This is a genomic window from Paenisporosarcina sp. TG20, assembly GCF_000286315.1.
Taxonomy (GTDB): Bacteria; Bacillota; Bacilli; order Bacillales_A; family Planococcaceae; genus Paenisporosarcina.
In genome coordinates this window covers 15519-29761 of the sequence record NZ_ALJG01000338.1, presented here as the reverse complement: position 1 = coordinate 29761, position 14243 = coordinate 15519, and the positions used below count along the sequence as shown (strand labels likewise).

General features: G+C 38.2%; 11 protein-coding genes and 1 pseudogene. 7 read left to right on the top strand and 5 right to left on the bottom strand.

The annotated features are described in order from the left end of the window. Positions 1-9: 9 nt before the first annotated feature. The 3 genes from B371_RS0115185 to B371_RS0115175 all read right to left on the bottom strand — a co-directional run bounded on the left by B371_RS0115185 (position 10) and on the right by B371_RS0115175 (position 1566). A complete protein-coding gene (locus B371_RS0115185) occupies positions 10-714 on the bottom strand; it encodes an SMI1/KNR4 family protein (RefSeq protein ID WP_019415166.1) in 705 nt (234 codons plus the stop codon). 133 nt (positions 715-847) lie between these two features. After that, complete coding sequence (locus B371_RS23605) at positions 848-1012, bottom strand: hypothetical protein (protein ID WP_019415165.1); 165 nt, start codon at positions 1010-1012, stop codon at positions 848-850. Between the two features lie 104 nt (positions 1013-1116). Then, on the bottom strand, positions 1117-1566 hold the full coding sequence (locus B371_RS0115175; protein WP_019415164.1) for a hypothetical protein: 450 nt from the start codon (positions 1564-1566) through the stop codon (positions 1117-1119). 735 nt (positions 1567-2301) lie between these two features. Here B371_RS0115175 and B371_RS0115170 point away from each other — a divergent pair. Beyond that, positions 2302-2598: a DUF3219 family protein gene (locus B371_RS0115170; RefSeq protein WP_019415163.1), complete on the top strand. Its 297-nt coding sequence runs from the start codon at positions 2302-2304 to the stop codon at positions 2596-2598. Positions 2599-2618: 20 nt separating this feature from the next. Beyond that, positions 2619-3623 (top strand): LLM class flavin-dependent oxidoreductase, encoded by a 1005-nt coding sequence (locus B371_RS0115165; RefSeq protein ID WP_019415162.1) that lies wholly within the window; start codon positions 2619-2621, stop codon positions 3621-3623. Between the two features lie 245 nt (positions 3624-3868). On the opposite strand, the pseudogene B371_RS0115160 reads toward B371_RS0115165, so the two are convergent. Together B371_RS0115160 and B371_RS0115155 are read right to left on the bottom strand one after the other, a co-directional pair. Then, positions 3869-4070 (bottom strand): annotated as a pseudogene (locus B371_RS0115160) (alpha/beta fold hydrolase); the annotation flags it as partial. A 41-nt stretch (positions 4071-4111) separates the two neighbouring features. Further along, entirely contained in the window at positions 4112-5371 is a 1260-nt protein-coding gene (locus tag B371_RS0115155; protein WP_019415160.1) for a bifunctional UDP-sugar hydrolase/5'-nucleotidase, read from the bottom strand. 606 nt (positions 5372-5977) lie between these two features. Here B371_RS0115155 and B371_RS0115150 point away from each other — a divergent pair. The 5 genes from B371_RS0115150 (at position 5978) to B371_RS0115130 (ending at position 14099) form a co-directional block, all read left to right on the top strand. After that, positions 5978-7081, top strand: coding sequence for an FAD-dependent oxidoreductase (locus B371_RS0115150; RefSeq protein WP_019415159.1), 1104 nt, complete (start codon positions 5978-5980; stop codon positions 7079-7081). Positions 7082-7463: 382 nt separating this feature from the next. After that, positions 7464-8123: a metalloregulator ArsR/SmtB family transcription factor gene (locus tag B371_RS0115145; RefSeq protein WP_026023086.1), complete on the top strand. Its 660-nt coding sequence runs from the start codon at positions 7464-7466 to the stop codon at positions 8121-8123. Positions 8124-8280: 157 nt separating this feature from the next. Further along, a complete protein-coding gene (locus tag B371_RS0115140; RefSeq protein WP_019415157.1) occupies positions 8281-9567 on the top strand; it encodes an MFS transporter in 1287 nt (428 codons plus the stop codon). Between the two features lie 591 nt (positions 9568-10158). After that, a complete protein-coding gene (locus tag B371_RS0115135; protein WP_019415156.1) occupies positions 10159-11505 on the top strand; it encodes a 3' terminal RNA ribose 2'-O-methyltransferase Hen1 in 1347 nt (448 codons plus the stop codon). Positions 11506-11507: 2 nt separating this feature from the next. Next, complete coding sequence (locus B371_RS0115130) at positions 11508-14099, top strand: polynucleotide kinase-phosphatase (protein ID WP_019415155.1); 2592 nt, start codon at positions 11508-11510, stop codon at positions 14097-14099. The last annotated feature ends 144 nt before the right edge of the window (positions 14100-14243 follow it).

The following is a 14243-nucleotide window of genomic DNA, read 5'->3' as shown; positions in this document are numbered from 1 at the left end:
TATTCATAATCAACACGCTTGTACTTTAATATCAAAAATTCCAGCTTGTGCAGAGTCAACTCCAATCAGCTTATCGCAAACATGCCATTTTCCACTTGGTTTCTTTTCTCCATAAAACACGAATACATTTTTAACCACTTCTTCAGGTGTATATGATATTGTTGCTGTCCAATTCCCGATTTTTACATTTGAAAGTATGATTTGCAGGTCTTCTTCATTATCAACCTGATACCATGGATCAGAAACAACTAACCTTCCACTCCCTACTGTAAAAGTACCAACTATTTTAGGCTTATTAATATTCACTTTCGGCACATGTCGATCAATAAATTCACTTAATGTTGAAGACGCATATTTGTCTAACCCTGTTTTGTCATTCCAAGTATAAATTAGTTCCTGCATAAATCTTTTCCTAATTCGATAGCATAGTTTGTCACCACTCATTTTTTCACCAATACAAACTATATCACTCGGTAGATTTGTGGGTCTGTTCTGATTTTGTTTTATAATATTATTTTTTAATTCTGAGCATTCATTAGTGTGAATAGGGAACAAGATCCAATCACCAAATTTTGCTCCATTCGTTTCTAAAAAAAGTTCTTTGTATTCATCTGGAAATAGAGCACCAAGTTCTTTTTCTGTTTTTTTCAAATCAAGTAACGACACCCCAGCCACTTTTGAACTAGGACTAATCATGTTTATTACTTTTTTCATCCCTAACCTCCACAATACTTTCGTAAAACATACAATCAATATTTATAAAATAACGTCATATCCTTATTAAACGGGTTAGACATATGACCCCAAGCCTTTTACTTATAAGACATTGTTGAACTAAAGCACTTCGTTAGTTCATACCGTTACCGCCTTCGCTGTCGGTTGGAAAACGGTGAGGTTTATCATTTTTATTATTATCTTTTAAAGAACTGTTTACAATAACCCCCAGTATAATTAGTCCAACTAATAAACCAATTAAAATCCATCCAAAATTAGCATAAATCCATTGTTCCATTTGTTATTCGCCTCCTTATATTTTTAAAATTCTTACAGATTAATCTCCATAGAATAGATTTATTCCTTCTTAAAGTATTCTGCTCTTAAGTTCAATAAGTGGAATTATTTTTCGAATTCAATACTCCTATCAATTATCTCTACGTTCTCTTTTTCATTAAGGAACATTGTTAAGATCTCAACATTTCCCTTATCTAATTTAAACGTTTTATTTTCATCTGGTTGAAGTTGCTGGATGTAACCTTCGCCATTAGTATTAATCCATAAATGATAGTTTTTCTCTTCATTTTCATTCAGCACCATCGATAATGAAAGTAACGGTTTTGACGTTATTATTTTTCCTTCTTCTAATTCATCTGCGTTGTTTATGGCATCAGTAAAGGTATTTAAAATTTCCTTGTTTTTAGTTGTAATGGTTTCTTCTTGTTGCATAACTCCACCATTCTCCCAATCCCAATAATTCAACGTGATTTGTTCAACAGTCTCAGATTGAATTTCACTTCCACAACCAGATAATAAAAAGAGAGCAATAAATATACCCAAAGTTTTCCTCAATTGAATCATCTCCTTTGCTACTCAAATTTATTTTCATCAGAAGTTCATGTTCAATCTTTCACTAAAAGCCTCACTAGTTGAAAAAATAAAATCTCTTGTATTTATTATACCAACATTTTACACTTTAACTTGCAAAATATTAACTTTTCTATTTATAAAAAACGATGTAGATTGGAGGTGCTTTTAGCATTTCAATTGAGTCAATTTCATAACTCCTCAATTAGATTATAAACACGAACATTTAATTGTTATGCGTTAATTTTAGACAGGTATCGTTTGATTGTAGCGCAAGGCGGCGACTCCAGTGGGAACAGCACGAGCTGAAAGCCCCGCAGGAAAGATGGAACGAAGGCTAAGAACGCCACTACGCGAGTCAACGTCTTCGCGGGCCAACATCCTGTTGGCCCGAGGAGATTGAAGCCGTGCCCCACGGAAAGCGTCCGCATGGAGCGGAAATCAACTTTGTTCGTATAGACTCAATTAGCAGAAGGATTAGTTGCATTACAATTTTTATTGTAGTGCGACCAAATAGGCTATCAATTTATATAGTTAAAAATGGAGGTATTAGGCAAGGATTATGATATCTACAATCAAAGGACAACTAAATTGATTGTAAAATGATAGCCCCTTGGTGTTGTGTTTTAAGTTTTTGCACCTCAGAAGAGAACCCGTTATATACTAGGCGCTCTCTTTATTTTAAGCGTTTAAAATTCAACTATGGAAGTGGTAATATATATGGTTAGTGAAGTTATTTTAGATGATTATGTACTTAAGGTTTTAGATTTGAAAGAGTGTGATATAGAAGAGGATAATCAAGTTTTAAAAAAGATTCAATTTGATTTTAAAGTTAGAGGTGGAAACGAGTATCATGATGTCACCGTTCTATTATATAAAACAACATTTGACGTAAAAGTTCCTGAGCTAGATTTGGCATTCAAAGGTACAATTATTAACTATTCCACTTCTAGAACTGATTTTTCGGATGAAAGAAATGTAGCTGATTTTCACTTAGAGATTGTTGAAGTGAAGTAAGTCATAAAGGGGAGATGAGCATGAAATTAAGCATTCTAGATCAATCGCCCAGATCTAAAGACAAGACTTCTGGACAAGCCTTACAAGCTTCCATGCACCTTGCCCAAAATGGTGAAAGACTTGGATATACACGTTACTGGATCGCAGAACATCATGATTTTTCTGGGTTATCCTGTTCTGCGCCTGAAGTAATGCTTGGATACATAGGAGCACATACAGAAACGATACGTATTGGAGCTGGTGCGGTATTACTGCCTCACTATAAACCGTATAAAGTTGCAGAAGTGTACAATATGCTTGCAACCTTGTTTCCGGGTCGCATTGACTTAGGGGTGGGACGAGCACCAGGTGGTTCAGCTGAAGTTACAATGGCGCTATCCGATCACTATCTACAGAACGCATTTAACATGCCTGAATCTTTTAAAGAACTCACTCATTTTATTAATGATGATTTCCCATCCGATCATAAATACTCCAAAATTTCTGCTGCTCCTGTCCCATCAATCTCTCCACAACCATGGGTTCTAGGGACTAGTATAAAAAGTGCCAAACTAGCTGCTGAGAATGGAACAGCTTATGCATTCGGACACTTCATGAGTGATAAAGACGGACCAGATATAATGAACACATATATCGGGAACTTCAAACCTAATGCTAAGCTACCGCAATCCGAGTCTATTGTAGCAGTATCTGTGATTTGTGCTGAATCCACTGAACTCGCAGAAAGACTCGCTTTAAGTGGATTCCTTTGGAAATTACAGCTTGCAAAAGGGGAAGGTAAAGAAGGAGTTCCATCAGTTGAGGAAGCAGAAAACTACCCATACACGAGCGTAGAACAAGAAATGCTTGAAGCTATGCGACGTAAAACGATCATTGGGAATCCTATAGAAGTCATAGAGCAACTGGGTGAATTACAAACAGAGTATAACAATGACGAGTTTATGATTGTCACGATAACTCACTCCTACAAAGACCGGGCTCAATCGTATGAATTACTTGCAAATGAGCTTTTAAAAAATGGTTAGGGACAATGCATAAGAATTACAAGGGCGGCCGAAATTGCATCTTCGGCTGCCTTTTTCTAGTGGGCAGCCATACCTTTACGGAAATATATGGAGTTAAAATTTTAGTAAAGCGGGTTTGAATTAAACCATTGATATTTCATAGATCCACCTTTTATGAAATTGTTATGTAGTAAAAGGTTTCCCAAGATTTTTTTAGATGTGTACAAATTTTATTAATGATGAAAGCAATTTTTAACTTCTTCACTAAAAGCAGAAGTTTTTCCATGTCCAGGAGCATCTATCGAAATAATTCGATACTCTTGTTTACCCTTGTTCTTCAGCTATCTCAATGAAACTTAGACTTGTGCTACCTAATCCATGAAGACAAAAAATGATTGGCTTTCCCTTGTCTCCCCCTTTGGTAATATGTACGTCTATATCCCCATCGTTTATATAATATCTTTTCATCCCCATTAGACTCAACTCAATATTGTCACAGGATAATGTATTCATTTTGAATAAAACTCACTATATTGTTGTTTTAAGTAGTCTATAAACACGTCTTTTGCCATTACTACTTTTGAGTAATCAATGAGTCTATTTCCTCTAACGCTGGGGTAACCGCACACTTCTTCATAGATAAGGGGAGATGCTGTACCAACTGTATATTTTTTATTTAAATCAATAGCTTCATTGTTTACTTGAATGTTTAGAACTTGGGCATCTTTTTTCATTGTCCAGCTCACACCTGAAAACTGTAACTGGCCTATAGATATACCCGCCGGACGAAAACCAGAGCCATAAACTTTTCGGTTGGTGATTTCTTCATTGTAGTTTTCTTGAATTAGACCGGCAAGTTGTTCTCCAGTTACCTCTATAATTGCAGGCGCATGCATGCTTTTACATGAATCTAGTACATTACCTTTTGTGATGTCCCCAGTTCTTAGACCATTCGTTGCACCACCACCATACATAATCCCTACATCAGCTTGCCAAAAATCTTTAACACTATGAGCCATTAACATGACCAGTTCCTCATGTGTAATTGGTTCTGCTGAATAATAAACAACTTCTGATAAAAACTTTTCCGTTTCTAAACGACCTTTATCAACAATTGAGCTCAATTCAAAATCAATATCATCTTCCAAGGCTATTTCTGTCAGGTTTCCGACATGATTAATGACTTTCTTTTTGTCTAAATCCACTGTAAGTTGCAGTTCGCCTACATATTTTCCAAATGAACCAGCTTGTACAATAACTACATCGGATACTACTTCTGGTTGATTCATTATGGTATGACTATGCGCACCTACAATGACATCAACGAGTCCTGATAGTTTTTGGGCAAGCTCTAAATCTGCTTTGTATCCCATATGCGAAAGGAAAATAATAAGGTTTGCCCCATCGTTTTTTAACTTTTGTACCGCTTGTTTTATTGCTTCAAGCGTATCTCGATTACGAAAACCATGTTTCTGTTCATATGTATCTTCAAACTGATCAGTTGCTCCAAAAAGTCCAACTTTTAAATGGTCCCCAACTTCAAGCATGAATGTCTCTCTTGTACCACCAATTTGAGATCCATCAGAATCTACTAAATTTAAAAGGAGCCAAGGAACTTTTGAATCGTGACTTAGCTGCTTAATCTTCTCTTTAGGTAAACGCAACAGTTCATTGTTTCCAACAGACATGGCATCATAACCTGTAGCTTCTACCATTTCAAGATGAATTTGACCAGATGTAGCCAAGCATTCGTTCATACTCATATCCATATGGTCACCACCATCTAAGACAATTACATGTTGACCTAGCTCGTTTAGTTCCTTTTCCTTTTCTTAATTAAAGCTGATTGTCTAAGCGCTAAGTCATAGTGACCGTGTAAATCATTTGTATGTAATATCGTAAGTGTTTCTTTCATCGTAAACCTCCGTTATGTACTAGTTCCATTACTATCTAATTATATTATACATCAAATTCTATATGGATTTGGTAGAAGAAGTAGCTTACAAGATTATTATAGAAGCAGGGAATATAGCGAAAGACCATTTTGACCAAGTGATAACTGTAGAAGAAAAACACAACAATACGCGTCCTAGGGATGAAAACAATTTTGACTCGCAGGTTTTGGAAATTCAGCCAAGCATTTATGACTAGATTTCCACTTCAATAAAGTCGTAATGATTAGAAATTAAAGGACTGTTGTTTGTATTTGCAAATTAAATATAAATGGGTTTCTTCTATATTTAATGGTGTATGATTATGTGGCGTATGAGAGAGTCAATCGCCTTTTTTTCAACTCACATAGTAACCCGTTTTAAAAGGAAGAATCCTTTCAGGTATACTTATACAACACAACATAGTCAGAAGGAGGACAAATTATGAACAACCCTGTAATCATTGTGGGTGCGGGTTTAAGTGGCCTGCGCGCTGCAACACTGCTTATTGAAAAAGGCATTAACTGCCGGATCCTGGAGTCCAGAGACAGAATTGGCGGCAGGGTACTGAGTGCCTCTGTTCCAGACAGATCGGACCTGGGCAGATTTGACCTTGGCCCGACATGGTTTTGGCCGCAGAATGAGAGCCATATTGCTGCGCTTGTTAAAGAGTTGAATTTAGAGACTTTTGTCCAATCTAACGAAGGCGAGATGCTTGTGGAACGTTTCCAAATCAAGCCACCGGAGCGCTGTATGCTGCAGGAAAACATGGATGAAAGGGGAGTTCGATTAACTGGAGGTGTGCAGTCACTTATTGATGCACTGGCAGAGAAGATCCCACCAGAAACGATTGAGCTGGAAACACGCGTCAAGAGAATTCGGCTGGATGAAGCTGGGGATATTACTGTTGAAACGGAACTTGCCGATGGAAGATCAGAAAACATTCCTGCAGCTGCCGTCATTTTGGCATTGCCGCCTCGTCTTGTGGCACGTTACATTGAATTTTCTCCTGCACTCCCTCCGAATCTTATTACTGATATTGCAGAAAAACCTACATGGATGGGGTCACAGGCTAAAGCAGTTGCAGTTTATGACCGTCCGTTCTGGAGAGAGTCGGGTCTTTCTGGACTAGTATTAAGTTCTGCCGGGCCCTTGCAAGAGATATATGATGCTTCTCCTGCGAATGGACCGGGTGCATTATTCGGTTTCTTCGGAATCCCTGCAGAAGTGCGTGAACAGATGGGTCAAGACAAAGTTTTGAAATTGGTTGCTGACCAATTGGTTAAGCTCTTTGGAAGTGAAGCTGAAAACCCACAGGCTATCCTTTATAAAGACTGGGCCATCGATTCTGAAACGGCTGTTGAGGAAGACTCCAGTCCTTTTAAGAATTACAAGAGCTATGGCCAACCACCGGCAGCGGGTATATGGGAAAAGAAAGTCGTTTTTGCTGGTACAGAGACGAATTCTCAATACAGCGGCCATCTTGAAGGTGCACTTCAGTCAGCTGAGCAGGCAGTTTTGAAAATCATTCATTTAAACAACAACTAAGTCTAGAACTAGTTATCGACAAAATGTGATTGCTGTTAAAGAGAATACTTCTCTTCAAAAGAAGTTTTTCATTTTCCCGATTAAAAAGGAAAAAATTAATTTATATATCACCACTTATTAGAAGAGAAGGGAACTTTACACTAAGTTCCTTCTCTTCTTTGTGTTCCTAAGCATCAACTAACTTAATTTCATCTGAGGTGACCCCAATAAAAATTAAATGACATAGAAATTGAGCACATATTGTTTCTGGAAGTACAGTAACATGAAGTACCCTGGAGATAAGCTACTAAGTTATTACTAAAAACAGTTGACACAGGAGAATAGTAGACTTACTATTTAAGTATTCAATAAAACTCTTGAATAGATGAGAGGAATTACTATGATTAATGAACGAAATTTAAAAGACTTGTTGTACCAAGAATTTGCACGAGTTGGGAAGAGCTTATCCAGCCCTAAGCGATTAGAAATTCTTGATCTTTTGTCTTATGGTCCAAAATCAGTGGAGACTATAGCCAAAACCACGGCAATGTCTGTTGCAAACGTCTCACAACATCTGCAAACCCTCGCTAATTCGAAAATGGTCAAATCAAAGAAACAAGGGAACTATGTCATTTATGAATTAGCCGACGAAGAAATTAGTACTTTTTTGGAGTCTTTGCATTCGTTAGCTGAAAAACAGCTGGTACAGGTCCAACAAATAAAACGGGAATTCCTGAACGAACAATTTGGAATAGAAGGAGTATCTCTGCCTGAACTCAAGAAGCGGATGGAGAGAGGGGAAGTCATGCTGTTAGATGTTCGGCCGAAAGAAGAATATGACGAAGCGCATATTCCAGGTGCTGTTTCTCTGCCTATTGAAGAGTTACGAGAAAAACTTGCATCTTTACCTACTAATTGTGATGTAGTGGCTTATTGCCGGGGAACTTACTGCCTAATGTCAGTAGAAGCCGTTGAACTTCTACAAGCACGAGGCGTCAAGGCATTCCGTTTAGAAAAAGACGTCAGAGACTGGATGGAGTTCGAAAAGAAAGGCATAAAGTGACGTGAGAATAGAACTTTTCATTAGAAGGGAACGTGAAATTGCGCATATTTGTGCAGTTTCTTGATTTCTCATTTCATTACGGAAAAGATTCTGAAGATGGAAGAAAGAGGCGTGCGAAGCAAGTAAACTAAAATTAGACAGAAACAGGTGTTTAATGATGATAGCGAAATCCAACGATTCCATTCAACCATACATAGATTCACCGGAAAAGTTGAAAAAACTATATCGGCGTGTCATTTTTATTGCGAGTCTCTCTCAGATATTCGGAGGTGCGGGTTTAGCAGCCGGAATTACGGTAGGCGCTCTTTTGGCTCAGCAAATGCTTGGTACCGCGGCCTATGCTGGATTGCCAACGGCTTTGTTTACGTTAGGTTCTGCAGGAGCTGCTTTATTAGTAGGCCGGCTTTCCCAGCGCTATGGCCGTCGTCCAGGTCTCACAACAGGCTTTATGCTCGGAGGATTTGGAGGGCTGGGCGTTGTGCTAGCAGCGATAATAAACAGCATTCCACTCTTATTTATTTCGTTAATAATTTACGGTTCTGGCACAGCGACCAATTTGCAAGCCCGCTATGCCGGAACCGATTTGGCAAGCAAGAACCAACGGGCCAAGGCTATTAGCATCATCATGGTATCTGCCACGTTCGGCGCGTTTGCCGGTCCAAATATGGTAGATATCATGGGAGAATTTGCTCTCTCACTCGGAATTCCAGCGCTGGCGGGTCCATTCCTTTTATCCGGAACAGCCTTTATCCTGGCAGGATTGGTCATTTTTCTGCTGCTTCGACCGGATCCATTTTTAACTGCGAAAGCAATAGAAGCTTACAAACAAGAGAATGGCCAGGAAGAGACATCGTTGGATACTGCCCAAGCCTTCAGCAAGAAAGGTGTGGCAACCGGTGCTACCATCATGGTGCTGACACAAATGATCATGATTGCCATTATGACGATGACACCCGTACATATGAGACACCATGGCCACGATCTTGGTGATATTGGGCTGGTGATTGGCATCCATATCGGAGCCATGTACCTTCCATCGCTCTTTACAGGCATCCTTGTAGATAAGTTTGGCTCCACTGCCATGTCGGTTGCTGGTGGTGCGACACTGACAATAGCGAGTGCCTTAGCAACATTTGCACCAGGTGATTCTTTGTTCTTTCTCATCCTGGCGCTGGCTTTTCTTGGGATCGGCTGGAACATTGGATTGATTAGTGGAACGACGAAAGTGGTCGATTCAATGGAACCTTTAAAACGGGCTAAGACCCAAGGGACAGTGGATGTGTATATTGCTTTATCCGGAGCTTCCGGTGGTGCCTTGTCCGGCATGGTGGTTGCGGGGTCGAGCTATGCTACATTGTCCTTGATTGGCGGATTGTTGTCCCTGATTTTGATTCCCCTAATGCTGTGGTCTCGCAGAAGTAACGGAGCAGTAAATATAAATTAAGATTTGAACATATCCTCAATGAAAAAAGTTCCTTAAATACTAACAAAATTTGAAAAGGTATTGATAAGATGTTTGCAGTAACATTTGAAACAGTAGTTGTATTAGTACTTTCATTTAACCATAAAAAATAACCCATCCTTGAGTTAGGAGCTCAGATGGGTTATTCCTACCATTTTGCCAATCCCCTTGGAGGGAATCCTGCTATTACATTGACCGTTTGGGTCCAACTACCAAACGGTCTTTTTTATCGTCTCAAATGTTAATTTCATGATACCAAAAGTGAATTTATGTATCAATTGTTGATAATAAACATCTTTTGAGCAAATGATATTACTTATATACAATTTTTTTTTGGATGTTTTAAAGATTTCTTTAAACCAACGTGTAAGTTAAAGAAGGATGATAATAAGATTTATAGAATATTACATAAACTAGATTACATTTTAAATTTGATGTACTCAGGAAATACATAAATGGATATGTTGACAGGAATATCGCAATTTCATTGGCGTCCCAGGGACAAAACAATTCATTGATGTTGTGTATTATATTTGTCTATACTATAAGTATGTGAAGGAAAAGAGGGGCTTTATGCAGTTATCTATTCAAGCTACTGGCGATCATGTGAAAGCAATATCATATTTGCTGTCTAAAAATCCAAACAACTTATATGAGCGAAATCATAAAGGGCATTTAGTGCGCCTTTTTTATAGTAAGTTTACGGATACTGAAATCGATGTGACGATTTTTGTTTCACCGGATCCAATTGATTTGGTGAAAAATAATTCTAATTCATATGATATTACTCATTATATAAATGATCGAGAATTTGCGGTAAGTAGTATTTTTTGTTCATTTATTCGATCTGCACTAGGGACAGCTTTAAATGGCCAACCAAAGGAAGAGCATGCCATGTGGGTGAATCATCAATTTCAATTCCAATTTGAGCTTGGACCTGTTGCGTCTTCGCTATCTGATCAACAGATACAGGACCTATTTGAGCCGATTGGGTATGAAGTGATGATTACACGACAGGAAATTCACTACTCTTTCCATATGAAAGATGAAAGCTCTGCTAGATTTATTTCGTTAAAAGGCATGCAAACTCTTCAGGATGGATTAAGACATTTATTTATATTGATCCCAGTCATCGACAATTATAAACATTACTTTATTGATGAAAAAGAAATTGAAAAGCTAGAGCGATACGGAGAAGGATGGCTTGAAAATCATCCGAAGCGAGATTATATTTACCGACAATCACTCCGCTTTAAAGAACTCTATGACATCGTAGAAAATAAAAAGACTAAAGTCGAGCAGGTAGAACAAGTAGGCAAGGTTCGGTTAAACGAACTTCGTTATGAAAAGATTGCTGCGACCGTAAGTCAAATGAAGCCTAAGACCATCGTTGACTTTGGATCAGGTGAAGGAAAACTATCTGAACTGCTCGGTTTTGTAGAAGGAGTCCAGGAAGTATTAGCAGTGGAGCCTTCACAGTCAGCTACCCTTAAAGCGTTAAGGCGCTTTGACAAAATAAAAGACAGAGATAAATTTATTGTACCTGAAACACTATGGGGCTCTCTTTTTTATTATGATGAAAGACTAAAAGGGAAGGATGTCATTGTTTTGTGTGAGGTCATAGAGCATATCGACGAAGGTCGTCTGCCCAAGGTGATGGACACAATATTAGACGACTACCAACCTGGAGCACTCCTTATTACTACACCAAACCGTGACTACAACGAAGTGTATAATATGGAGGATACTCTCCGTCATAAAGATCATCGTTTCGAGTGGACAAGGGCTGAATATCACAAATGGTGCACGGAAAGAAATCATCAGAAAAACTATGACCTACAATTTGATGGAATTGGTGAAGAACATGACTCACATGGCTTTCCCACGCAAATGTGTGTGTTTATTAGGAAGGTGAACTAGACATGCAAATACAATTACCCTATGCAGGAATTGTTTTACTGATTGGACCTTCCAATAGTGGAAAGTCGACCTTATTAAGAAGCATGATTGAACAAGAAGTGATTCTGTCATCAGAGGTGATCAGTTCAGATGACTATCGAGTTTTGGTAAGTAACAATGATTTTATTGATTGGAGCAATCGACCTAGAGATGAAGCAGCAAACTTAATGGATGAATACAGTTCGATATCGGCAGAAGCTTTTATGATGATGGATTCAGTTATTGAAGCCAGATGCCGTCTAAATAAATTAACCTTTGTGGATGCTACTCATTTACACTCGGAAGACCGTAAAAGATACATTGGTTTAGCACGTAAAAACAATATACCAATCGTAGCCATTGTTTTAGATATACCTGAAAATGAGCTGTTGCTTCGAGATGAACAACGAGACAAACCTCGTGGGAAAAAACGGATAAAACAGCAATATCAAACGTTTAAAAGAGAAAGGAGCTTCATCAAAAAAGAAGGCTATTTATCTGTCTACACCATTAAGGGAACGGACAATTTAGAGTTCACTAGACGCAATAACTCGCTTGAAAAAGACATCCAGTATGGTATTGACATCATTGGAGATATTCATGGCTGCTATGACGAAATGATTACCTTACTAGATAAGTTGGGTTATCAGAAAGATAAGGATAGCCTATATTTACATCCAGAAGGAAGAAAGTTTGTTTCCATAGGAGATGTCATGAGTCGAGGACCTGAGTCCCTTAAGACTATGCTCTTTTTCTATGACCATATTCAACGAGACCTTGCCTATATGATTGACAGTAATCACGGTTGGAAAATTGCCAGGTGGCTTGATGGGAGGGACGTTACCATGAACCATGGCGATGAAAAAGTGATCGATGAACTTTCGGCTTATGAAGCTGAAAATGGAAGTGAAAAAGCACATGAGACCAAACAGGCAATTAAAGGATTTCTATTTCAAGCTCCTTCACATTATGTGTTCACCAAGAATGGTGTCCAAACATTAATTTGTGCTCATGCCGGTATTAAAGATGACATGATTGGCAAAGAGTCTGAAACGGTCAGTGATTTCTGTCGCTTTGGTGATACAGATGGAAATGATGGCAAAGGAAAACCTATACGTAAAGATTGGACCATTAATCATCAGAAAAATTCAACGATTGTCTGGGGGCATGACCCCAAACCACGACCATTAGTGATTAATAACACGATTAATATTGATCAAGGTGTGGTTTTTGGTGGAGCATTGACAGCCTTCCGTTATCCAGAAGAAGAATTTGTATCAGTTCAAGCGAAGCAAGACTATTCTGGAGCTAGAGACAATCCTCTAGAAGAATGGGAAAAAAACCGCTTGAATCCACCGAACCTTGGAAAGTTCATTACTGGTTATTCTGTCAACACAGAAGAACTAGGTGAAATTAAGATTCATCAGGATATTGTGAAACCGGCAATTGATACAGTTTCACACTTTACTATACCAATCGAACAATTAATCTATATTCCACCAACGATGAGTCCAACACCTAGTCCCTCCTCATTGGATGACTATTTGGAGCACCCGAAAGAAGCAATTGACTACTATAGAAGCCAAGGCATTCAAACCATGGTTGCTGAAAAGAAACATATGGGAAGCCGAGGAATTCTGTTCCTGTTTAAAGATACTGAATCCGCTATAAAGCATACGTCAATCGAGTCGCTAGGGGTTATTTATTCAAGAACAGGTAAACGCTTTTTTGACAATGAAACTGAAAAACGGATAGTCTTAAAAATTAACCAAGAATTGCATGCAAAAGGCTATTTTGAAAAGCATAATACGGACTATTTGCTTTTAGACGCTGAAATTATGCCATGGAATCTAAAAGCGAAAGAGCTCATCAGCAGTCAATATGCCCATGTTGTGGAAAATGCCATTCTTGATCGGACTAAGCTAATTGAAAAGATAGAAGTTGCTGTTGGTCAAAATGAAGAATTAGATGTGTGGCTAGAAGAGTACAATGAAAAATTAAATAATGCACATGTTTTTAATGAAGTTTTCCAAAAATATTGTTGGGAAATTGAGGATATTAGTTCCATTCAAATTGCCCCATTTCATGTGCTAGCTCATAGCAATCAAACCTTCTTTACACAGCCACATACATGGCATATGGAGCAAAACCATGAGTTTGCAAGGCAATCGGAAATATTTGTGGAGACGGAATACAAAGTCATTACTGATGAAGCAAGTGAAGAAGATGTCATTAACTGGTGGAAAGATATCACAAGTGAGGGGCATGAAGGCATTGTCATTAAGCCAGAACATTATATTGCCAGAAATAAAGGAAAGTTACTACAACCTGCGATTAAAGTCAGAGGCAGAAAATACCTGAACATTATCTATGGCATGGACTATTTACTTCCGCAAAATCTAAAAAGGCTAAAAGATAGAAATACAGGTAAAAAACAAAAATTGGCACTAAAAGAGTTTGCTTTGGGCATTGAAGGCATTCAAAGATATGTTCAGAAAGAATCGATAGAAAGAGTCCATGAATGTGTGCTCGGGGCATTAGCGTTGGAATCGGACACTGTGGACCCTAGACTATAAAGTTGTTAAGTTATTATTAGTTTCTTCAATTACTATTTCCTCTAGATATAGTAATTTCTCTAGTTGGAAAAAGGCGGCCGAAGATACAATTTCGGCCGCTGCTTGTAGTTCTTATGAAGTTTAAATAAACAATATCCTATAACA